Annotated in this window: 18 protein-coding genes; 13 read left to right on the forward strand and 5 right to left on the reverse strand. The window is 62.0% G+C overall.

Annotated elements, in window-relative coordinates:
- The first annotated feature begins 15 nt into the window (after nucleotides 1-15).
- The 4 genes from CJD35_RS05350 to CJD35_RS05365 are packed head-to-tail and all read left to right on the forward strand — an operon-like array spanning nucleotide 16 to nucleotide 6,815.
- The gene (locus CJD35_RS05350) at nucleotides 16-1,296 is read left to right on the forward strand and encodes a TolC family protein (protein WP_095686873.1); all 1,281 of its coding nucleotides are present in this window, start codon (nucleotides 16-18) and stop codon (nucleotides 1,294-1,296) included.
- Complete coding sequence (locus CJD35_RS05355; RefSeq protein WP_095686874.1) at nucleotides 1,296-2,543, forward strand: efflux RND transporter periplasmic adaptor subunit; 1,248 nt, start codon at nucleotides 1,296-1,298, stop codon at nucleotides 2,541-2,543. The genes CJD35_RS05350 and CJD35_RS05355 overlap by 1 nt, the downstream gene beginning before the upstream one ends.
- Nucleotides 2,533-5,724: an efflux RND transporter permease subunit gene (locus tag CJD35_RS05360; RefSeq protein WP_095686875.1), complete on the forward strand. Its 3,192-nt coding sequence runs from the start codon at nucleotides 2,533-2,535 to the stop codon at nucleotides 5,722-5,724. The genes CJD35_RS05355 and CJD35_RS05360 overlap by 11 nt, the downstream gene beginning before the upstream one ends.
- A gap of 2 nt (nucleotides 5,725-5,726) precedes the next feature.
- The gene (locus CJD35_RS05365; protein WP_157742330.1) at nucleotides 5,727-6,815 is read left to right on the forward strand and encodes a DMT family transporter; all 1,089 of its coding nucleotides are present in this window, start codon (nucleotides 5,727-5,729) and stop codon (nucleotides 6,813-6,815) included.
- 270 nt (nucleotides 6,816-7,085) lie between these two features.
- On the opposite strand, the gene CJD35_RS05370 is transcribed toward CJD35_RS05365, so the two are convergent.
- Both CJD35_RS05370 and CJD35_RS05375 read right to left on the reverse strand, forming a co-directional pair.
- Nucleotides 7,086-7,937, reverse strand: coding sequence for a nucleotidyl transferase AbiEii/AbiGii toxin family protein (locus tag CJD35_RS05370; RefSeq protein WP_095686877.1), 852 nt, complete (start codon nucleotides 7,935-7,937; stop codon nucleotides 7,086-7,088).
- A complete protein-coding gene (locus tag CJD35_RS05375; protein WP_095686878.1) occupies nucleotides 7,930-8,616 on the reverse strand; it encodes a type IV toxin-antitoxin system AbiEi family antitoxin domain-containing protein in 687 nt (228 codons plus the stop codon). Before CJD35_RS05375 ends, CJD35_RS05370 begins: the two co-directional genes overlap by 8 nt.
- A 416-nt stretch (nucleotides 8,617-9,032) precedes the next feature.
- Between CJD35_RS05375 and CJD35_RS05380 the strand changes: the two genes are divergently transcribed.
- The 5 genes from CJD35_RS05380 (at nucleotide 9,033) to CJD35_RS05400 (ending at nucleotide 13,065) form a co-directional block, all read left to right on the forward strand.
- Nucleotides 9,033-10,139 carry a tyrosine-type recombinase/integrase gene (locus CJD35_RS05380; protein WP_244917218.1) on the forward strand — a complete coding sequence of 369 codons (1,107 nt, stop codon included), beginning with the start codon at nucleotides 9,033-9,035 and terminating at the stop codon, nucleotides 10,137-10,139.
- A 112-nt stretch (nucleotides 10,140-10,251) separates the two neighbouring features.
- Entirely contained in the window at nucleotides 10,252-11,766 is a 1,515-nt protein-coding gene (istA, locus tag CJD35_RS05385; RefSeq protein WP_021238707.1) for an IS21 family transposase, read from the forward strand.
- A complete protein-coding gene (gene istB / locus CJD35_RS05390; protein ID WP_031304487.1) occupies nucleotides 11,753-12,481 on the forward strand; it encodes an IS21-like element helper ATPase IstB in 729 nt (242 codons plus the stop codon). The genes istA and istB overlap by 14 nt, the downstream gene beginning before the upstream one ends.
- 172 nt (nucleotides 12,482-12,653) lie before the next feature.
- The gene (locus CJD35_RS05395; RefSeq protein WP_244917219.1) at nucleotides 12,654-12,854 is read left to right on the forward strand and encodes a hypothetical protein; all 201 of its coding nucleotides are present in this window, start codon (nucleotides 12,654-12,656) and stop codon (nucleotides 12,852-12,854) included.
- Nucleotides 12,847-13,065, forward strand: a complete 219-nt coding sequence (locus CJD35_RS05400; protein ID WP_095686879.1) for a helix-turn-helix transcriptional regulator — start codon at nucleotides 12,847-12,849, stop codon at nucleotides 13,063-13,065. The genes CJD35_RS05395 and CJD35_RS05400 overlap by 8 nt, the downstream gene beginning before the upstream one ends.
- A 58-nt stretch (nucleotides 13,066-13,123) precedes the next feature.
- On the opposite strand, the gene CJD35_RS05405 is transcribed toward CJD35_RS05400, so the two are convergent.
- From CJD35_RS05405 to CJD35_RS22935, 3 genes are all read right to left on the reverse strand, one after another.
- Complete coding sequence (locus tag CJD35_RS05405; protein ID WP_157742281.1) at nucleotides 13,124-13,879, reverse strand: hypothetical protein; 756 nt, start codon at nucleotides 13,877-13,879, stop codon at nucleotides 13,124-13,126.
- A 130-nt stretch (nucleotides 13,880-14,009) separates the two neighbouring features.
- Entirely contained in the window at nucleotides 14,010-15,377 is a 1,368-nt protein-coding gene (locus CJD35_RS22930) for a UvrD-helicase domain-containing protein (RefSeq protein ID WP_244917220.1), read from the reverse strand.
- A 107-nt stretch (nucleotides 15,378-15,484) separates the two neighbouring features.
- Nucleotides 15,485-16,783, reverse strand: coding sequence for a UvrD-helicase domain-containing protein (locus tag CJD35_RS22935; RefSeq protein ID WP_244917221.1), 1,299 nt, complete (start codon nucleotides 16,781-16,783; stop codon nucleotides 15,485-15,487).
- A gap of 236 nt (nucleotides 16,784-17,019) precedes the next feature.
- Here CJD35_RS22935 and CJD35_RS05415 point away from each other — a divergent pair, with 236 nt between their 5' ends.
- Genes CJD35_RS05415 through CJD35_RS22355 form a run of 4 tightly spaced genes read left to right on the forward strand, consistent with a single transcriptional unit; the run spans nucleotide 17,020 to nucleotide 22,432 of the window.
- Nucleotides 17,020-19,059 (forward strand): hypothetical protein, encoded by a 2,040-nt coding sequence (locus CJD35_RS05415; RefSeq protein ID WP_157742282.1) that lies wholly within the window; start codon nucleotides 17,020-17,022, stop codon nucleotides 19,057-19,059.
- Entirely contained in the window at nucleotides 19,059-19,412 is a 354-nt protein-coding gene (locus CJD35_RS05420; protein WP_095686882.1) for a hypothetical protein, read from the forward strand. The genes CJD35_RS05415 and CJD35_RS05420 overlap by 1 nt, the downstream gene beginning before the upstream one ends.
- Nucleotides 19,412-21,928 carry an Hsp70 family protein gene (locus tag CJD35_RS05425; RefSeq protein ID WP_095686883.1) on the forward strand — a complete coding sequence of 839 codons (2,517 nt, stop codon included), beginning with the start codon at nucleotides 19,412-19,414 and terminating at the stop codon, nucleotides 21,926-21,928. The genes CJD35_RS05420 and CJD35_RS05425 overlap by 1 nt, the downstream gene beginning before the upstream one ends.
- Nucleotides 21,929-21,946: 18 nt before the next feature.
- Nucleotides 21,947-22,432, forward strand: coding sequence for a hypothetical protein (locus CJD35_RS22355; RefSeq protein WP_157742283.1), 486 nt, complete (start codon nucleotides 21,947-21,949; stop codon nucleotides 22,430-22,432).
- The last annotated feature ends 6 nt before the right edge of the window (nucleotides 22,433-22,438 follow it).

The following is a 22,438-nucleotide window of genomic DNA, read 5'->3' on the forward strand; positions in this document are numbered from 1 at the left end:
TGAGACCCCTTTGCCATGTTTCAATCTATCGACGCGCGCCTTCCGGCGCGCTCCCGGCGCGCGCTGGCGATCGGCGCGGCGCTGATCGCTCTGTTCGCCGGCGATATTGCCAGCGCGCAGGACTTGACCCTTTCGGACGCACTGGCACGCGCGGCTGCCCGCGATCCGACCGGTCCGGCAAGCGCCGCCCGCGTAACCGCCGCGGAGGCCGGCGTCCGCCAGGCCGATGTGGGGCCGCGTCCCGTGATCGGGGTAGATCTCGAGGACTTCGCCGGCACCGGTCCCTATTCGCCGGTCGATCGCTCGCAGGCCACGCTTTATTATGAGCGAACCTGGGAGCGCGGCGGCAAGCGCGAGGCGCGGACCGGCGTCGCGCAGTCCGAACTGAGCCTCGCGCAGCAGCGTGGACGGCTGCGCACGCTCGATCTGCTCGCGCAGGTTCAGGCTGCCTGGGTCGAGGCACAGGCGACGCAGGCGGCTATCATGGTCGCCGAAGACCGGCTCGCACTCGCCGAGCGTGTGGAGCGCGATGTCGGCAGGCGCGTCGGACGCGCGCTCGATCCGCTGTTCGCCGGCGAGCGTGCGCGAACGGCGGTGGCACAGGCGCGGATCGCCAGCGACCAGGCCATCGAGGCTGCCCGTATCGCCCGCGCGAACCTCGCATCCTACTGGGGTGGTGGCGATGATTTCGCGCTCGATACCGCGGCATTCGGGCGTCTCGATCCCGGCGCTCCCCCCGGTGACACCATGCCCGACCTCGCGCTGCTGACGGCGGAGCGCGACACCGCCGAGGCGCGCATCCGGCTGGAGGAAGCGCGCGGGGTCACCGATCCGACCGTTCGCGCCGGGGTGCGGCATTTCGGGCAGGGCAATGAGGTGGCGCTGGTCGTCGGCGGGTCGATCCCGCTCGGCGGGCGGCAAGCCAATCGCGCCAATGTCGAACGCGCCCAGGCCGACCGGCTCGCCGCCGAGGCCGAGATCGCCGTGGCCCGGATCGACCAGAAGCGCGAGGCCGACCGGCTGACCGCATCGCGCGCGTCGATCGCCGCCGAGATTGCCCGCATCGATGCCGAGGTGCTGCCGAGCGCCGAGCGGGCGGTGGTGATGGTCCGCGACGGCTTCAACCGCGGCGGCACCGCCTTCACCTACTTCGAAGTCGCCGAAGCCCAGCGCGCCGTGATCGACGCGCGCACGCGCCGGATCGACCTCCTCCGCCGCTTCCATCTCGACGGCGTGCGCCTCGACCGTCTCGGTGGTCGCCACGCTTCCCTCATCGCCAGCGTGGAGAACCGCTGATGTTCCGATTGCCCAAGCGCCGCCTGACCGCGGCAATCCTTGCCTGCACCCTGCTTACCGCCTGTGGCGAAGCGCCTCCCGAAGCCTCCGGCGAGCCCGCCGCAGCGGCCGCCGAGTATGAGCGCGGCCCGCATCGTGGCCGGATGCTGCGCGACGGCGATTTCGCGGTCGAGATGACCATCTTCGAGGACGGCGTCGAACCCGAGTTCCACGTCTATGCCTATCGCAAGGACAAGCCCGTGCCGCCCGGCGAAGTCCAGCTCAGCGTCGAGCTGGGCCGGCTCGGCGGCAAAGCCGATCGCTTCGCCTTCGCTCCCCGCGAGGATTATCTGCTGGGCAACGGCGTCGTGCATGAACCGCACTCGTTCGACGTGAAGGTTCACGCGGTCGAAGGGGGGCGGACCCACAACTGGTCCTATGCCTCCTATGAGGGGCGCACGACCATCTCGGTCGCCGCTGCCCAGGCGGGCGGGGTCAAGACCGAGGTTGCGGGTCCGGCGACCGTAAGCGAGCTGATCGATATGGCCGGCCGGGTCGAAATCACGCCCGAGGGCAAGGCCGATGTCCGCGCCCGCCTGCCCGGACAGATCGTCTGGATGTCGGGTCAGCTCGGCCAGGCGGTGCGCAAGGGACAGACCCTGCTCCGCGTCGAATCGAGCCACTCCCTGCAGACTTACGCAATTCCGGCGCCGATCAGCGGGATCATCGTCGAGAAGAACGCCAATGTCGGCGACGTCACCGGCGATCGTGCGCTGTTCGTGATCGCCGATCCGACCCAGCTCCATGCCGAGTTCTTCGTCTATCCCCGCGACGCCGAGCGCGTGCGGGTCGGCCAGTCCGTCGCATTGCGCAGCCTCTCCGGCGAGGCGCGGTTGTCGGGCAAGGTCGAGGCGATCCTGCCGACCGCCGATCTCGCCAGTCAGACGCTGATGGCGCATGTCCATCTGCCGCCCTCCGCCGCTCGCGATTTCCGGCCGGGCATGGGGGTCGAGGGTTCGTTCGCCGTCGCTCAGGCGCCGGTCGCCCTCGCGGTCCGCACCAAGGCGCTCCAGCGTTTCCGCGACTTCACCGTGGTCTTCGCCAAGGTCGGTAACACCTATGAAGTGCGGATGCTGGAGCTTGGGCGGCGCACGCCCGAATGGACCGAGGTGCTGGGCGGTCTCGAACCGGGCACCGAATATGTCGTCGACGGCGCCTTCCTGATCCGCGCCGACATCGAGAAGTCGGGGGCCAGCCATGACCATTGATCGACCCACCGAGCGTCCTGGCATTCTCGAGCGCGTCATCGCGAGCTCGATCCGGCTGCGCTGGCTGGTGCTGACGTTCGTCCTCGCCTCGGCCGCGCTCGGCATCTGGAGCTTCCAGCGCCTGCCGATCGACGCCACCCCCGACATCACCAACGTCCAGGTCCAGATCAACACCGAAGCCGCCGGCTTTTCGCCGCTGGAAGCCGAGCAGCGCGTCACCTTCCCGGTCGAGACGGCGATCGCCGGCCTGCCGGGGCTGCAATATACCCGCTCGGTCTCGCGCTATGGGCTGAGCCAGGTGACGGCGGTGTTCGCCGACGGCACCGACATCTATTTCGCGCGCCAGCTCGTCAACGAACGGCTCCAGACCGCGCGCAATCAATTGCCCGAAGGCGCCACGCCCGAAATGGGTCCGATCGCCACCGGCCTCGGCGAGATCTTCATGTATACGCTGGAGGCCAGGCCGAACGCACGCAAGCCCGACGGCACCGCCTACACGCCCGAAGATCTCCGCACCCTGCAGGACTGGGTGATCCGCCCCCAGCTCCGTAACACGCCCGGCGTCACCGAGGTCAACTCGATCGGCGGGTTCGAGCGGCAATATCATGTGACGCCGCTGCCCGATCGGCTGTCGTCCTACGGCCTTACCATGAACGACGTGGTCGAGGCGCTGGGCAAGAACAACGCCAATGTCGGTGCCGGCTATGTCGAACGCTATGGCGAGCAATATCTGATCCGCGTGCCGGGCCAGGCCGCCGATATCGACGATCTCAAATCGATCATCGTCACCAATCGTGGCGGCGTGCCGATCCGCATCGCCGATATCGCCGATGTCGGCATGGGCGAGGAACTGCGCACGGGCGCGGCGACGGAGGACGGCCAGGAGGTCGTGCTGGGCACCGTGTTCATGCTTGCCGGCGAGAACAGCCGGATCGTCGCCCGCGCAGCAGCCGAACGGCTCCAAGTGGCCGCCAGAGCACTGCCGGCGGGGGTGATCGCGTCCCCGATCTACGACCGCACCGAACTGGTCGAGCGGGCGATCTCGACGGTCGAGAAGAACCTGCTCGAAGGCGCCCTGCTGGTGATTGTCGTGCTGTTCCTGCTGCTCGGCAATATCCGCGCCGCGCTGATCACCGCCGCGATCATTCCCTTCTCGATGCTACTGACCATCACCGGCATGGTGCAGACCCGGGTATCGGGCAATCTGATGAGCCTTGGCGCCCTGGACTTCGGCCTGATCGTCGATGGTGCGGTGATCATCGTCGAGAACTGCCTGCGCCGGTTCGGTGAGGCGCAGCATCGGCTCGGGCGTCTGCTTGACCGCGAGGAGCGGTTCGCACTGACCGCCACGGCGGCGAGCGAGGTGATCCGGCCGTCGCTGTTCGGCGTGCTCATCATCACCCTGGTCTATGTGCCGATCTTCGCGCTCACCGGCGTCGAGGGGAAGATGTTCCATCCGATGGCGATCACCGTGGTCATCGCCCTCACCGCGGCGCTGGTCCTGTCGCTGACCTTCGTGCCGGCAGCGGTGGCGATGTTCGTCACCGGCCGGATCGAGGAGAAGGACAGCCGGCTGATGCGCGGCGCCCGCTGGCTTTACGCGCCCGCGCTCGATACGGCGCTGCGCCTGCGCACAATGCTCGTCATCGGCGCGGTCGCGCTGGTCGCGCTCGCCGGGTTCGGGGCAAGCCGGATGGGGTCTGAGTTCGTGCCCAATCTCGACGAAGGCGACATCGCGCTTCACGCGCTGCGCATCCCCGGCACAAGTCTGAGCCAAGCGGTGCAGATGCAGCGCGCGCTGGAAGCCAGACTCAAACGCTTCCCCGAGGTCGAGCGGATCGTCGCCAAGATCGGCACCGCCGAGGTCGCGACCGATCCGATGCCGCCCTCGGTCGCCGACACCTTTGTCATGCTCAAGGATCGCAAGGACTGGCCCGACCCGAGGAAGCCACGCGCGCAGCTCGTCGCCGAGATGCACGCGGCAGCACTCACGATCCCCGGCAATAATTACGAGTTCACCCAGCCGATCCAGATGCGGTTCAACGAGTTGCTGTCGGGCGTGCGCGCCGATGTCGCGGTCAAGGTGTTCGGCGATGATCTCGACGAACTGCTTGCCGCGGGCCAGGCAATCGAAGGCGTCGTGGGGGGCATCCCCGGCGCAGCGGATGTGAGCGTCGAGCAGGTGACAGGGCTTCCAGTGCTCCAGATCACACCTGATCGCGCGGCGCTCGCTCGCCTCGGACTCAATGTCGGTGACGTGCAGGATGTCGTCGCCGTCTCGATCGGTGGCAGGCAGGCAGGCCAGATCTTCGAGGGCGACCGCCGGTTCGCCGTCATCGTGCGGCTGCCCGAAGATATCCGGCGCAATGTCGATGAGATCGGCCGGTTGCGGATACCGCTCCCGGCCGGCGGCACGGGTCCACGCGGGTTCGTGCCGCTGGAGGATGTGGCCAAGGTCGAGGTCGTCACCGGCCCCAACCAGATCAGCCGCGAGGATGGCAAGCGCCGTGTGGTCGTCACCGCAAATGTCCGCGGCCGCGATCTCGGCTCGTTCGTCACCGAACTGCGCGAGAAAGTGGATGCCGAGGTCGAACTGCCCGCCGGCTATTGGGTCAGCTATGGCGGCACATTCGAGCAGCTCATTTCGGCGGCGGAGCGGCTGCGGCTGGTGGTGCCCGCGGCGCTGCTGCTGATCTTCGGGCTGCTGTTTTGGCTGTTCCGTTCGGTCAAGGACGCGGCGATCGTGTTCTCGGGCGTGCCGCTGGCGCTGACCGGCGGGGTCGCGGCATTGCTGATCCGCGGGCTGCCGTTGTCGATCTCGGCCGGGGTCGGGTTCATCGCGCTCTCGGGCGTAGCGGTGCTCAACGGCGTCGTGATGCTCAGCTTCATCCGCTCGTTGATCGCCGAGGGCCGTCCGCTCGACAACGCGATCCGCGAAGGCGCGCTGACTCGGTTGCGGCCGGTGCTGATGACCGCGCTGGTCGCAAGCCTCGGGTTCGTGCCGATGGCGTTCAATGTCGGCGCGGGTGCGGAGGTGCAGCGGCCGCTCGCCACCGTGGTTATCGGCGGCATCGTCTCCTCGACGCTGCTGACGTTGCTGGTGCTGCCTGCGCTATACCGGCTGGTGCATTGGCGCGTCGCCCGACCATCCGAGTCGGCGCCGGCCCCGGCGGGAGTGTGATGATGTCCGTTCGATCCTGGGTCGCCTGGCCGGGCGCCCCGCTTGCCATCGGTTCGGCGGCGCTGTTCGGGGCGAGCACGCCGCTCGCCAAGGCACTGCTTGGCGGCGGGGTCAGCCCGTGGCTGCTGGCGGGGCTGCTCTATCTGGGCTCGGGCATCGGTCTCGCCATCGTCACGCTGGGCCGGCGCGCGATCGGGCGGCCGACAAGCGAAGCGCCGCTGGCCAGACGCGATTGGGGCTGGATGGCCTTGGTCATCCTGTTTGGCGGCGTCGCGGGACCGCTGCTGCTCATGATCGGCTTGACCACCACGCCCGCATCCTCGGCTGCGCTGCTCCTCAATCTCGAAGGGCTAGCGACGATGGCGATCGCCTGGGCCGTGTTCCGCGAGAATGTCGATCGTCGATTGATGCTCGGAGCGCTGACGATCCTTGCCGGCGCGGTCATCCTATCGTGGCAGGGTGGCTCCGGTGCGGGGGCGGGATTCAGTGGCCTGGGTCTTGGCGCGCTCGCGATTGCCGGTGCCTGTCTCGCCTGGGGGGTCGACAACAACCTCACCCGCAAGGTCAGCGGCTCCGATCCCGTCCAGATCGCGATGGTTAAGGGTCTGGCGGCGGGCGCGGTCAATCTGATCCTTGCAGTCGCGCTCGGTGCGCGTCTGCCGGAGCTCTCGCTGACGCTCGCCGCCGGGGTCGTCGGATTCCTGGGTTACGGCGTCAGCCTCGTGTTGTTCGTGCTGGCGCTCCGCTTCCTTGGCACCGCGCGTACAGGGGCGTATTTCTCGACCGCGCCGTTCATCGGCGCTTTGCTGGCGCTGCTGTTGTTCGGCGAGGCGGTGACGATCCAACTCGGCGTGGCCGCAGTGCTGATGGGTATCGGGCTATGGCTCCATCTGGTCGAACGCCATGATCACGAACATCTCCATGAGCCGCTGGCGCATACCCATGCCCATGTCCACGACGAGCATCATCAGCATGCCCACGGTCCTGGCGAGCCGCGCGGCGAGCCGCATGTTCATGGCCATGCCCACAACCGTCTCGTCCACGGCCATCCGCATTATCCCGATTTGCATCATCGACACGGGCATGGGTGAGCTGTCGTTGCTTCATGCAGTAGCGTCCGCTTTCAGGGCTGGCGCGCGAAACTTAACGTCCGGCATGGCGCGTAGCAGCCTAGCTGCTTGATCGCCAACGAAGGGCGGGTTTCAGCGCATCACCAGTCATTCAAGCGTAGGTGGGCGACGACCGGCTATGGTCGGTTGCGGTTTGACTGAGAAAACGACAGTTCTCTCACGAAGGCGGCATGGAAACAGTCAACACAAGGATATCAAACCAACGCTGATCCACAGTTCTGAATGGACAAGTCACGCCGCCGCCATCTTCCCAAGCTTAGCGAGGAAGAAGCGGTCGCTCCATAATTCCAGCGATTTCGCCTCCGCTGGGCGCAGAAAGCGCCTGACATCGTCTGCAGCGGCCTTCCAGTCGACAGCAGCTATGTTGTGCCGAAGCGTGTCCTCCAGCCATGTCATGTCGATCTGGAGATCTTCCTGCCCCGCCCATGGGCCTGCCTGGAAGAGGGCGGCCTCGAGATGCATCAGATTGGGAGACACCCCGTTCGCGACATACCAAGAAAAATCATACCAATCCCTGCCCTTCAGATAGCCTCGGCAAAGAAGTGCGTGGATTTTCAGCGCGAAGTTGGATGACAGATCCTGATGCCGCACCTCGTAGTCGGCGGGGAAATCGAGAAAGGTGCTGGCTTCGCCGGATCCGGGCGGCGGATTGGTGTCGATCTCGAGCTTGATCTTGATCGTCCGGCGACGTCCGGTGCCCGCGAAGGTCAGATCGAGCTGACTCGCGATGGACTCATCCTTGAGCACGGCTTCCCGAACCGCCCTGTCCATCCTCTCCTTGGGCTGGGCATCGAGCTTCAACCCGAACTGGGCGAATACCTCGACCAGAATTTTGAGATAGGGAGCCCAGTCGAACTCGGGGTTCGGTGACCGGAGCATGAAATCGAGGTCTTCAGAAAATCTTGGCAGGCGGTGCAGAATGCGCAGGCTGGTGCCACCCTGAAAAAGAGCGACGTCGAAAAAATCGCCACGCCAGAGCCCGTACAGGGCGATCTCCTGCACGATCTCCTTGGTCGCATTCTCTTCCTCGACCGCGTTGGTCGCTCCATATTGGCGGAGCTTCTCCTGAATAATTTCAATCATCCGCAGGACGTCCTTTGGCCGGACCTTCGATCGTCAGAATGGCCTCTTCGAGTGAATGGAGGAACGCGTTGGCGGCCTTGTGTCTGTAAACGGGCCGGAGCGCGGAGAAATCCTTGCGCCTGAGCGAACGCAGCCGGTCCTCGTCGATACGCATACCCTGGGTGAGCCAGTCCAGGCCAGACCATTGCTCTTTGCGCAAAGCGACAAGATCGATCAGTGCCCGTAAAGGCTGTGCGACAAATGCCGTGAGCTTGCCGAATTTTTCACGTTCGACGCTTGTTAGGAATTGGTATTCTTGGAGCGCCAGCGGATGAAAGCTGAATTGCCCGAAGGACGGCGTATTATGGCTGATCGTCTTGCGGCCCGGTGAAACGCTTGCCGTGGTGAAGACGGCCTCTGGAATCCAGCCATGATAGGCAAGGGCTGTTTCAAAGGAGATATAGCTGCCCGGCAGGAGCGCCTGCGCCACGGCAAAGGGATGGACGGCGTCGTTGCTGGTGCGCCGACCGAGCATATAGGTAGCCCGTTTGAGACGGATCAACGAACCGTCCTTCAGCGCCCTATGAACCAGGGCATAGCGACGGGCATCGCTGCCGCCCAAAAGCTCACGAAGCTGGTCCTCGTCGAAGATACGATCAGCAAGTCTTGATTGTGTAACCTGATCAGCAAGCGTGCTCATAAAATTCCAGATACTTTCAAATAGTGAAAGTTTCAAGAATTTCCTGAAACGGCGTAAGCGGTATCCGCCTGTCCAACATAGCCTCGTCGAATCACATACCGACGCACATGATTTTGGAGGCTTGGGGACTCACACCATCCCGACAAAAAGTCCCAAGGTATCGAGCATGGTATCGTCCTGTGACGACTCTCAAGAAATGGCGGTTTTCTGCGCCGGAATAGGCCGCTTTTGAGTCCTCTTCTGGGCACCATTTGTTCTTCTCAGAAGAACCCAGCAAGTGTATTAAACCCGCAGAAATCCAAGGGAATTGGCCCTTGGATCGTGCCGGATCGTCCCGCCTTTTCTCGGGGGTTCCGCACATTTTTGCGGGCCTTTTACGGGCCTTTGCGAAAACCACATTGGGAAAAGGCCCACACATGCCTCTGACCGAAACCCGGCTTCGCGCACTCAAGCCAAAGGACAAACCGTACAAGGTCGCCGACGACCGCGGATTGTACATCGAGGTGTCCCCATCGGGCGGAAAACTCTGGCGATTCCGCTATCGAATCGGCACCATTGAAAAGAAGCTCTCGATCGGCTCCTATCCCGAAATCAATATCAAGGACGCACGCCAAGCGGCCTATGAGGCGCGGGTCAAAGTCGCGGCGGGCGGTGACCCGGCGATGGAGAAGCGCAAGCAGAAGATCCGTTCGGAATTCCTTTCCGCCCAGACATTCGAAGCGGTGGCACGCGAGTACATCGATGAGATGATGGTGCAGAATGGTCGCGCGGATGCGACCATCATCAAGGCCAACTTCTTCCTCGACCAGCTGACGGCCGCCATCGGCAGCCGTCCGATCGACGAGATTGAGCCGTTCGAAGTGCTGGCTCCCCTCAAGCGCCTCGAGGCGAAGGGGAAGCACGAGACCGCCAAAAAGACCCGGTCCTTTGCGAGCCGCGTGTTCCGCTATGGGGTCGCTACGACGCGCTGCAAAGGCGACCCAACGAGCATGCTTCGTGGGGCGCTGATAACGCCCAAGGCAAAGCACTATGCAGCGATCCTTGAGCCGAAGGATCTCGGTGGACTGCTGCGCGCAATCCAGGACTACACTGGCAACTTCATCACCCGGTACGCCCTGCTCATCGCACCCCATGTCTTTGTACGTCCTGGCGAACTGCGGCATGCCGATTGGAAAGAGATCGACCTAGAAGAAGGCGTCTGGCGCATCCCAGAGGGAAAGATGAAGGCGCGCCGCCCTCATGCCGTGCCGTTGTCCAAACAGGTAGTCGGATATCTCAAGGAACTTGCCGAGATGGTCGGCACCGAAGGATATGTGTTTCCGTCAGCACGCGCCTCCGTCCGCCCGATGAGTGAGAACACTTTGAATGCTGCTTTCCGACGAATGGGCTTCACGAAGGACGAAGTCACCGCCCATGGTCTTCGGGCTACGGCCTCCACCATGCTGAATGAAAGCGGCCTCTGGAATCCGGACGCGATTGAACGCGGCTTGGCCCACGGCGACAGCAATGCCGTTCGCGGCTGAGGATCAGCGTGCAATAGGCACCCCCTTCGTGGGGTGATCGGCGTGCAAAAAGGACCCCTTCATCCCGGGGATTTAGTCGGCCGACTGGTTTTGATCAGTTGGCGAGAACGGGATGTTGATCGTGGAGACAGTGGTTCGGATTCGGCGTGAGCATGCAGCGGGTAAGGCGATCAAGGCGATCGCTCGTGACCTTCGTTTGTCGCGGAAGGTCGTCCGCAAAGCGATCCGGTCGCCGGAGGCGGCGTTCAACTATCAGCGCAAAGTCCAGCCGCTGCCGCGGATCGGTCCTTATCAGGATCGTCTCGATGCGCTGCTTGAGGAGAACGAAGGTCGCGGCCGCCGCGATCGGCTACGGATGACGCGTATCCATGACCTGCTGGTGCGCGAGGGGTTCGATGGATCCTATGATGCGGTGCGCCGCTATGCGGCGCGCTGGCGTGCTGCGCGGCGGAAGGATGCTGGCGAAGGCGCACCGGCGTTCATCCCGATGACCTTCCAGCCGGGTGAGGCCTACCAGTTCGACTGGAGCCACGAGGATGTGGAGATCGCCGGCAAGCCGATGCGGGTGAAGGTGGCGCATATGCGTCTCTGCGACTCGCGCGCACCCTATGTCCGGGCCTATCCGCGCGAGGGCCAGGAGATGCTGTTCGATGCCCATGCCCGGGCGTTCGCGTTCTTCGGCGGTGTGCCGCGACGCGGTATCTACGATAATATGAAGACGGCGGTGACGGCCGTGTTCACCGGCAAGGAGCGTGTGTTCAACCGCCGCTTCCTGATCATGACCGATCATTACATGGTCGAGCCGACCGCCTGCTCGCCGGCGGCGGGATGGGAGAAGGGCCAGGTCGAGCAGCAGGTCCAGACAATCCGAGGCCGCTTCTTCCAGCCGCGGCTCCGGTTCGCCAGCCTGGCCGAGCTCAACGGGTGGCTGGAGGCCGAGTGCCGGCGCTGGGCCGAGCATCATGCCCATCCCGAACGCGGGGATATTACCGTCGCCGAGGCGCTGGATATGGAGCGACCGGCCCTGCAGCCGATCCTGGCACCGTTCGACGGCTTCCATGAGAGCGAGCATGCCGTCACCGGCACCTGCCTCATCAGCTTCGATCGCAACCGCTACTCGGTCATGTCGACGGCCGCACGCCGGACCGTTCAGGTGCGCTCCTATGCCGATCGCATCGTCATACGCTGCGGCGATGCGATCGTCGGGGAGCATGAGCGCCACTTCGGTCGGAACCGCACGATATACGATCCCTGGCATTATCTGCCGGTCCTCGCGCACAAGCCCGGCGCGCTGCGTAACGGCGCACCGTTCCAGGACTGGGATCTGCCGCCCGCCCTGCACCGATTACGGCGAAGGCTCGGCACCGGGGACGAGGCCGATCGCAGGTTCGTGCGGGTCCTCTCGGCGGTGCTCACCGATGGCCTGGAGCCGGTAGAGGCTGCCGTGCGCGAAGCGTTGGCGAACGGAACGGCCAGCGACGAGCTGATCCTCAACATCCTCTCCCGGCGCCGCGAGCCGGCGACACCCCACAGCATCGTCACTTCGGAAGACCGGATGCTGCAGCATCCTCCGCTCGCCGACTGTGCCCGCTATGATCTGCTGCGAGGCTATGATGCAGCGGCATGATATGATCGACACGATGCGCGGCCTCGGACTCAAGGGCATGGCGGCGGCGTTCGACGAGGCGGTCACCACCGGCCTCCAGCGCAAGCGCACCACCATGGAGATACTGACCGACCTGCTCCGTGCTGAGGCGACCCACCGGGATGCAGCCTCCATCCGCTATCGGATGACGGCTGCGAGGCTGCCCGTGGTGAAGGACCTGGAGCGGTTCAGCTTCGAGGGCACACCGATCAATGAGGAGATGATCCGCTCCCTTCACGATGGCTCCTTCCTCCCGCCTCGCCGCAATATCGTGCTGGTCGGCGGCACGGGGACAGGCAAGACCCACCTCGCCATCGCGATCACCGCCAATGTCGTGCGAAGGGGCGCTCGCGCCCGCTACTTCAACACCGTCGATCTGGTGACACGCCTCGAAGAGGAGACCCGGATCGGCAAAGGCGGGACCCTGGCGGCGCAGCTGTCGCGGCTCGACCTGATCGTTCTCGACGAGCTCGGTTATCTGCCGTTCGCCCGCTCGGGAGGGCAGTTGCTGTTCCACCTCATCAGCAAGCTTTATGAGCGGACCAGCGTCATCATCACCACGAACCTCGCCTTCGGCGAATGGCCGACCGTGTTCGGCGATCCCAAGATGACCACGGCGCTGCTCGACCGCGTCACCCACCACTGCGATATCGTCGAGACGGGCAACGACAGCTGGCGCTTCAAAAACCGCAGCTGACAGCCACCTTCGGCGCCTTCAAAAATCTATCTTGCGCTGCGCGCGCCTCCGGTCGGGCTACGCCCGCCCTCCGCCGCACGCAGCGCAAGGCCATCTTCAACAAACCAGCATCATATTATCTGAAAAGGGGGTCCCTCTTCGACGCCGATCGGGGGTCCCTTTTGAACGCCGTTTGACAGAACTCATCTGCGAGCTGCCAGCGGCGCTCGAACGCGTTCTCGGGAACCAGGTGCACGACGTGAAGCCGCGGTGGGGCAAGGGTACTGCGCACCGCGTGGCGCGGCTTCTTGCCGATCACATCGACGAATTGGAACGCAAGGATGCGCTGCTGGGCGACATCTATGCTGCCTCATTGGGAGGTCGCCATGACTGAAACCGAAATGCAGGCGGCGCCAGAGCCGAGGCGCGTGACGCGCCTCATCCGACTCAAGGAAGTGCAATACCGGGTCGGTCTCGGCCGCTCGACAATCTACCGTTGGATGGCTGAAGGAAAGTTCCCCAAGCCGGTCCAGCTAGGTGGTTATGCAGTTGCCTGGGCCCAGGAGGACATCGACGCCTGGATCTGCAACCGGGAACATGGTTAGCGAGGAAGTGCGGATGCTTCCTGCCTCGACGAGCTGCGAACGAGGAACGTCTTGGAAATCAGTGCGGGCTGTTCATGAGTGTCCAGATTTTCTGGACCATCAGGTCGCGAAGCTTCGCCATGTCCGGATAGTCATAGACACAGAGCATCATCTGAAAGAGCTTTCCGCTGGCCTCAAAGGCCTCTTGCCCATCTCGCTCGGCCAAAATCTTATCGATTATGCTGTGATCCCGCAGATCGTTCTCGATCAGATTTTTGACGAACGGAAAATCTGCAATGTTTTCAAATTTCTTGACGTTATCGACCTCGTTCATGACGTGATAGCCGAGCAGAAATCCTTCGCCCTTGAAAATCGTGTCGGCCAGCCTTTCGGCTACGTAATCGAACCCCTTGTCTTTCAGATCGGCTACGAAGAGGTCGCGCTGACCGTTAAAGCGGTTCTGCGCGAGAAACCTGCACTCCTCGAGTTCGATTCCGATCGGGATGGAGAATTCGTTGCCTTGCTGTTTGTCGAGACGCTGCGCCAGCTCGAGATCCCGTATCGCTTCAGCAAACAGAAGCCTCCAGCGATAGAGCTTCGCGCGATTGATCAGCGGCGCAGGGTTGGGGTTCGCTTCAAAGGAACTGGAATAAAGCCGGATGGCCTCGGCAGTACGATACTGACTGGCGGCTTCCATGCCCCGCTGAAAAAGCTCTTGCCCAGCTTGATACGCCGACGCCTTCGACCCGCCTCCGAACAATTTCCCGAACACAATCCACCCTGAGCTTTGTTGCTGGCTGCGTGACAACCTACGGCTGACGTCGAGGCCTGTCACCCGGCAAAGACATCTGTGGAAATAATAAAAATCATGGTCTTAGGCGCACTATTTCCTTACGATTTTTCCTCGTATGTAGTGCAGTCGCCCGGTCGACTGAGATAAAAGATTTCTGCGGGCAGGCAGTCGATCAAGCGATCTTTGCCAAGGCCGGAGCTGTCTGCTGCGTGTGGCGGCACTCGGGGAACTGATTGCAGCCATAGAAAGTCGTGTCGTTCCGCCCTTTGCGTTCAACCAACTCGCCGACCAGGCAACTGGGACACTGATCGAGTTCCTTCCCATCGATGGTTTCAAACCGGACTTCGTTGCCGGCGATCTCGCAAAGCTCGCGAATGTAGCGTGAGGGCTTGCGTCTATTGCAGAGGATAAACGCCCCTCTGCTTGCGCGGGTGAGAGCGACATAGAAGAGCCGGCGCTCTTCCGCATAGGCAAACGTCTCCGGACGCGGGATAACGAGATTGAGCAGCTCGTCGTCTTCGATCCGGCTTGGAACGCCATAATCGCCTTCGCTAACGTCGAGCAGGATCGTGTAGTCGGCTTCCAGGCCCTTGGAGCGATGAAACGACAAGCCGGTGACCTCGATCGCCGAAAATTCCGGGTGCCGACCGTGGAATGGATCCAACAGGTTGTAACGCCACAAGACCAGCACCTTCAGCTTTTGCCCCGCCTCACGCCGCCACTGGCCCGCAATGCCTTCAAGGAATGTGTTCAGGCGATCGAGCAGCTGGAAACAGGCTTTCGGAAAGCTCGGTTTGCGCCACTCGACGCTTACAGGAATGACCCGGATTGATCGCGTTATGGCGGCGCGCGTCGACCGTACTGTCTTCCTGATCTGCTCTGGATTGCGCTGGACGAAGCCTGCGGCGGTGTCGGCGAGCAGCTGGTTGCAGCGGTAGGTCTGTTCGAGCCGACCTTGCCAGCAAGCGCCAAAGTTCGCCTCGAACTGGGTGAAGATCGTAATGTCCGAACCGGCAAAGCGGTAGATCGACTGCCAATCGTCGCCGACAGCAAAAACCTTCGTGAACGGTTTCTGGTGCTTGAGCGCCTTGATCAGATTGGCCCTCGGGTCCGAGATGTCCTGAAACTCGTCCACCAGGATCAGCGAATATGGGCTCTGATAGCGCCCAGTCTCGACGAGCCGTACTGCGTCGCCGATCATCGAATCGAAGTCGATACGCTTCGCCTCGTCGAGCTTGCGTGAATAGGCTTCGGTGATCAGCCAGACCGCACGCGCGAAATGTTGCGCGCGGGGTTTGTCATGGAGGGACTTGGCCCGCTCGAGCAGCATCTCCAGCGTAAGCTGGCTAGCCCGGATATGCTTGATGCAAACCCCAATCAGCTTCTGGTAGTGCGTGATCACCACCGGCTCGATCGCCTTGAGGATCTCATCGACACTTTTCTCGGTCAGCGGAATTTCGCGTCTGGTCAGCTCTGCCTCGAGATGCGGCAACAGCGTTCCATCGCGCGCCTGCGCTGAGGTTGTCTCGAAGAAATCCAACTCTTCGCGCTTGTACCCGGCGCGTTTGCCCTTTGTGTGCTCGGCGTAGTTCGCAAAGGGCGAGGAACCATCCGCGTTGATCGCGAAATGCTCGTGGAACGTGTCGGTCAGGGGTAGTGGAAGTCAGGCTGGACAAAGCGTTCATTCCCGTCCTCTTCCTTGAACGAGATCTGCTTCTCATACTCGAACTCGACCGAATGAACCCACAACCAATTCGCGATCCGCTGCTCCTGAAGGGATTTCACATACACGTCGGCAAGCGTGCCGATGGTGCTGCCACCCTTGTCGTTGCGATCGGCTATGTAGCGATTGTAGTCCGCTTCCGAGTCAAAGACCTCCGCCGGGATGTCAGCCTTCGGCAAAATGGATAGGAGATCGATCCATAGCCGGCGAAACTCTTCATTTGCCTCCATCAGCTCGCGTATGATCTTGTCGATCACACGGGCTTCGCCGGCCGGATGCTCGACCCAGTTGGCCAGCTGCGGTGGTCGGCCTTCCGTCTCTTCGATGATGCCCCGGCCGAGCGCATGAAACGTCGTCACCCGGCATTCCAGCGTTTCCTCTTCGACATTTAGCTGCCTGGCGATCCGTTCCTTCAGTTCGTCAGCGGCGCTCTTGTTGAAAGCGAGAACGAGGATCTCGCTCGGATCGTAGAGCCCCTTCTCGAGGACATAGGCCACTTTCCCGACCATGGTCGCAGACTTGCCTGATCCGGCCGATGCGACGAGCAGGTTGTTGTCTTCCAGGCGGATGCACGCCTCGCGCTGCTCCTGAGAGAGTGAAAATCCGCCAAGGTCGGCGAAGAATTCCTCGAATTTTCGCATCTCGTGCACAACGAAGTTTTCGTTGTAACGGCTACGAACGCCCGGATCGGTGAGCATCTCAAATGAGGTTGGCAGATAGGCCCTGAGCGCATCCGGGATAAGAGCTGCATCGAACAAGGGGTGCGCCAATGCCAGTGACGCATTCCCTGGGACGCTTGCAATCGCCCGGCTGACGTCGGCATGAGCAAGATATTGCCTGTTGCTGTCGGTGATCGCGCGAATTTTGCTATCGACCTCGCGCAGGCGTTCCTTGTCGGAATCGATGAGATCCGCGAGGTGCTGGTTCACGAAAGCCAGCAAGTCGTCGCGTAAAGTCTGAGTTGCCTTGGCGGTCAGGCCGGACAGGGCATCGATACGGCCCTTCGACCGGATTTCGACGGTGTGCCAAAGCAGGGCCTTGGTTGACGAAACAGAGGTGACCCCAAGGCACGGGATTTCGTCCTGGCCAGTCGATTTCAGGCTAAGCCGATCCTGGAAAGCGGGGCTGAGGACCAGCTTCCAATTCTCCGACAAGAAAAGGCGTGCCCAAAGGCTGGGCCGGTATGTGCGGGATCGTCCAAGCATTAGGGGTTTTGCTGCCACATTCGCCAATGCGCGTCACGGGCGCGGTTGGAAATTTGACTGCGCACTCGGGCTCGCAACGGGATGTAAATCCGGCGCTGGTAAGTTTACTCTCAACGTTGCCTCCTGGCCGCCGCCATGCTTTATGCCAAGTAGCGCTTTGGGGGACAGTCGGCTAAACTTTTCTTAACCACAGGAACTGCTTATTCGGCTTTCTTTGGTCTAATTTTCCAACATGAAGTATGGAGTGCAATGGGGTGGCGGCGTTTGACTTAACGAAAAATGCCTTCGCACTATTGGATGTGACGCCCCGAGCAAATCGGGCGCAACTCGAAGATGCCTACCAAGATGCGCTTCTGGAGGCAGATAATCATAAAGCTGAAGCCGTTCTCAATCGTGCCCAGCAGTCTCTGATATCACCGCGTGACCGGCTCGAAAGCGAGTTAGGGTACTTCATTGATACGAAGCCTTCGACTGCCAAGACCATCCTTTCGTCCCTGAGAAACGGAGCTCGCGGCCTTCCTTTCCGCGAAGTCGCTGGCCTGGACCTCATTAACCTTTCTGCGCACCTGTGCGGCATTGGCAACCCGAGCGAGCGGTTCGAACACGCGGATCAGCTGGTGGCGGCCTACGAGGCATTGGATTTCGACGAAATATCCCAAGCTCTGAATGCCTTGCGCTCAGTCTCTGGTTTCGGTCCGGTCGAGCCCGCGCAAGTCAAAACTGCGCTCAATCGGCTCAGGTTGGTTCATGCCCGCGCCGCCTTGGATGCGATCCTCGCAAACGATGAGGGCGTAGACCATCTCGCCACTTGGGCCGATGAACTGTCCTGCGCTGGCCCGAGTGGACGTGCTTTCCTGGAGGCATTGCTTCAGGAGTATGAGTCTCGGATCGCTCCCGAACTTGGCCACGCCGCCGCCAAGGTGCGTGATAGTCTGGCTGCCGTTGATGCCGATCCTGAAGACCGGCGCCTAATCACGGCTTTGGCGACCGATCTTCGTGCTTGGGACAGGCTGGCGCAGCCCCTTCAGAATGCGGACCGCGCAAGAGGGATCGATGAGCATCATTCCCGAGAACTGTTTGGAGAGATCCGGGACGTCTGCCTCTCATTCGCCAATGAGCGAGGGCTATATTCGCAAGCCTTGGCCATCAGCGAACTTGCCGCCGAAGTCTTCTCGGAGCTCCCTGATGCGGCAGGGAAGCTCGAGGAGGATATCGAGACGCTTTCTGACTTGTCCTCCCAGAAGGCCAAAACAGAATTACTCGCGCCACTCGGCAAGGCCGTATCGGATGCCGACGGTCGCCATTCCGAGACCTGCGCGGGCCTCAGAAAGTCTGGCTTCAGCGCTGAGGCGCGAACGCCGGTTCGGGAAATGCATGGTGCATTTGCTTCCCTGATCCGCATGTCGAGCGATATCGAACTCAACGGCATGGGTGCCCGCCTGGTTCGTAATCTCGGCATTGATCTGTGCAACGAGTCCAACGACAACCATGCGGCACTGGCGATCGTGAAGGGGCTACTCAAGCACCGCTCCTCATTGCCGGTTGATGTGATCAAGGCGCTGGAAGGCGACCTGAAGACGTTGCAGCGCAATATCGATTTCAACGCGATGACCGAGGCGATGAAGCTCGGCCAGTTGGACGAGGCCGATCGCCTTGCCGAAGGCATGCTTGATGGCGCTGACACAGAGACCCGCGGGATCCTACTTGGTGTCCGTTCGGCTATCGTTGAGCGCAAGAAGGCCCGGACGCGGAAATTCATCGGATGGGGCGTTTTTGCCGCCATTATCCTCGCGATCATTGTCGCCAACGATAACTCGAATTCCGGCTCGAGCTACGACACATCGGCCAGCACGTCCTACGACTATCCGAGCGACCCGATCGAAGTTACGGCTCCGGCCAATGTTACGGGCAACACAGCTGCTGCTGCTGCTGCCGCTGCGGCGGCATCTGACGCGGCCGCTGCCGCATCCGAAGCTGCAGCCGCAGCGCCCTACGCGGATGATGCAGGCAGCTCTCAGATCGAGACCCCGCCCGCGCCCTATCAGACCTATCGGACGGTCTCGGTCTCTGAATTGCGTTACTGCAAGCGGCAAAAGGCACGGCTGGAAGCAGTGCAGAATGAGCAGATGTCCAACCCACAGATCGATCGCTTCAACTCCGCCATTGAAGACTATAACTCGCGGTGCGGGAGCTTCCGTTACCGCGATTCTGATATGGACACCGTCAACAGGGAAATGGCGAACGATCAGACGAATATTCGCGCTGAGGCGCAAGACATTATCGGGAGCGAGTAATGAGTGCGGATGCGGAGACAATCCTCGGGGCTCTGGCCGTCGACTACTGGAAGCTTCTGCGATCCTTTGAACGCCTCGCATCCGAAGCGCCTGCAGAGAAATCTGCACGTCTGCAGGCTCAGGCGCGCTTTTCGGCAGGTCGCCTCTCGACCCATCTGGAAGCTTACGGGCTGCAGCTTGCGACTTTTGAAGGGCAGGCGATCGCCGCGGAGATGCCGATCGTTGCCATCAATGCCGATGAGTTCGAGGGACAACCCGGGGTTATCGTGGAAAGCACTATTGAGCCCGCGGTTGTTGCCGGGTCACGGATTGTTTCAGTAGGTCGCGTCGTAGCGGCCGCAGGGGGCGTGTAATGTACATTGGGATTGATCTTGGGACTTCGAACTCGGCTATCGTCGGTCGCGACAGTGAGGGTCTCCGCCTGTTCAAGACTGATGACGGGCGGGATGTCCTGCCAAGCATGATCTACTTCGATCGACGCGGCCACATGCTGGTAGGTAGCCGGGCCCATGCGCAGGCGGAGCTTGCTCCGGGCAACGTTGCCCAAGGCTTCAAGCGCCTTATGGGCACTTCGAGCCATCTCGATCTGGCCGCCGCTGGTAAGAGCATTACGCCCGAGGAAGCGAGCGCCGAGATCGTCAAAACACTGCTGCGGCAGGTTGAGGCCGAACTGGGCGGGATCGACGTAACCGGCGCCATCATCACGATTCCGGCAGCCTTTAACCAGATGCAGTCAGAGGCTACAATCAAGGCGGCCCATATGGCCGGCCTCGAGCAAGTCGGATTGCTCCAGGAGCCAATCGCAGCAGCCATGGCAGCCCTCGAAGGTGCAACGAGGCGGGATGGCCGGTTCCTGGTCTACGACCTAGGTGGCGGCACCTTCGACGTGGCCCTGGTCGAGGCGACGTCGGGCTCTGTCACAGTCATAGCCCACGAAGGCATCAACATGCTGGGCGGTCGTGACTTCGACCGGGTTATCGTGGACTCCGTTATCCGGCCGTGGCTGGATGCCCATTTTGCGCTGCCCGCAAATGTCACAACCCTGCCGGCATATAAACGCCTCTTTGCGGTGGCTCGCCTCAAGGCCGAGCAGGCCAAGGTTGAGCTTTCCACCAAGCAGGACACGGTGATCTTTCTCAGCGACGAGGACGTTCGTGCCGAGGACAGCGACGGAGAGCCGATTTACGTAGAGTGCCCGTTGGACCGTAAGACCCTAGAGGGACTGATTACCGACCGGATCGACGACAGCATCGATCTGTGCCGAAAGATCCTAAAGGACAACAGCCTCAGTCATGAAGACATCGACCGGATCGTCTTCATTGGCGGACCGTCGAAGATGCCAATCGTGCGCGAACATGTGAGCACCTCCCTCGGCATCCCTGCCGATCTGAAATGCGATCCGATGACTGCAGTCGCGCGAGGCGCTGCGATCTTTGCCGAAAGCCGTGAATGGGACGAGGCCAAGGGACGCCGTAAGAGCGCGCGTGGGTCAAAGGCCGTGAAGGGTGAAATCGACCTTCGCCTCGACTTTACTGCACGTGCCTCCGATCAACGGGCCAGGCTAAAGCTGCGCGCGAACCTGCCCGGTGGCGGCTGCAAGGTGAGAGTCACCGGCCCGGAAGGATATGATTCGGGGTTCGCGCCTTTCGACGGCGACGAGACGCTTCCCCTCCCTCTCGCCCTCATGGGCGAAAACGCATTCTCGATTGAAGTTGTCGGTGAGGATGGCCGCAGGCTTTGCGACGTACAGCACATCGTCATTGTTCGCACAGAAGCGACCGCCACGGCGATTCCGGCAACCCAGACCGTATCGGTGAAAGTCGCCAAAGGCCCGGCCGCCGAACGACGGAATGTTCTGGTTCCACTCATCACCAAGGGCACTCCTCTTCCCGCGCAGGGCACGGAGAACTTCCGTCTCCGCGAGACCTTGATCGGTGGAGAAGAAGGCAGATTTGACGTTGAGATCTACAATCAGGCTGAGGGCGTCGATGATCCCGTGCTCAACCTGCCGATCGGCGTGTTCCGCATTGCAGCCGAGGAAGTGCTCGATCCCGGGCAACGCTTGCAAGCGGGCTCGCCGATCAACATCCATTGGCAGATGGACGACAACGGCCTGATTGCCTGCGAAGTCGAGATCCCGGACCTCGGGCTCAGCATTCAGCAGAAGAACTTCTATGTCCCGGAAGTGGGGCACCGCAACTTTGACGGCGAGGAAGGAGCTGAGCTCGCGCGGGCACAGCTCGATAGCGCCCGGCAAGCCCTCACCGAAACCCAGGATGCTCTGCGCCAAAAGAACGCCCCGGAAATCTCCACGCTGACGCGGCGCCTTACCCGGATGGAAGAACTCCTCGAGAACTCTGCCGACGCCGAGGCCCGCCGCGCGGCAACCGAGGAGGCACTGCACATCCAGCAGGAATTGGCCCGGTTGCGTGACGCTCCGGACAATCGCCACGCTGTCATGCTCAGGGACCTGGCGGCCTTTGAAGATGCTGTTTCCGAACTGGTCGAAAAGCTCGATCGCGGCACTGTGGAGCGCCTGAATCAGCTCGGGCATAGCGCTCGCGAGGCTATCGGCCGCGAGGACTGGGCCAAGGCTCGCCAGATCATCGACCAGCTGTACGCGACGTTCTACAATGCGCTTTACGAGCAGCCGGAGTTCATTCTGGGGATGTTCGCGGATCTTGCCGGAGAACGCTACGCCGCGCTCGACAAGCCCCTACACGACAGCATTGTAGAGCGGGGCATGGCCTGTGCTGAAGACGGCGATATCGATGGTGTCCGGGCGGCAGTCCGCGACATGCTCAACAACCGCATGCCCAACCAAGTCGGGGCCAAGAAGGTTGCCGTTCTGTCGGGTCTAATTGCCTGATCAACCGGGAGGTGAGCCATGACCGCGCAAACGCCTGAGCGGTTGATTTTTGAGGGGCGTGAACACTCAATGTGCTCGGAGCCATTGGGCGATTTCTTCGGCTTAGGCGGCAAGCGACCAGAATTTCGTTCGCCGCACACGGCTTGCTGGAGAGGGTACGTCGGCACCTGGGAGGTTATTGACGGACGGCTGTACCTCACGCAGTTGAAGGGCTGGCTGAAGAGCGGTGAAGAAGCGACGCTTGAAACCGTGTTCCCGGGATATGGCGAGCGAGTTTTTGCCCATTGGTTCACCGATACGGTTCGGCTTCCTCAGGGAAAGCAGCTCAAATACGTCCATATGGGCTATGGCAGCACCTATGAGCGGGACCTTCTCTTGCGCTTTAGCAAGGGCGAATTGATCGAGCGCTCGGTTCGGGAGAACGGAACGGGAGAACCAGATGCGCCAGAGGGCTATGGCATCGCCGCCCTGACAACCCTTGGCAATCGCTCGGGTGAGAGCTGACACGAT

Origin of the sequence: Sphingobium xenophagum (assembly GCF_002288285.1) — a bacterium.
GTDB lineage: Bacteria > Pseudomonadota > Alphaproteobacteria > Sphingomonadales > Sphingomonadaceae > Sphingobium > Sphingobium xenophagum.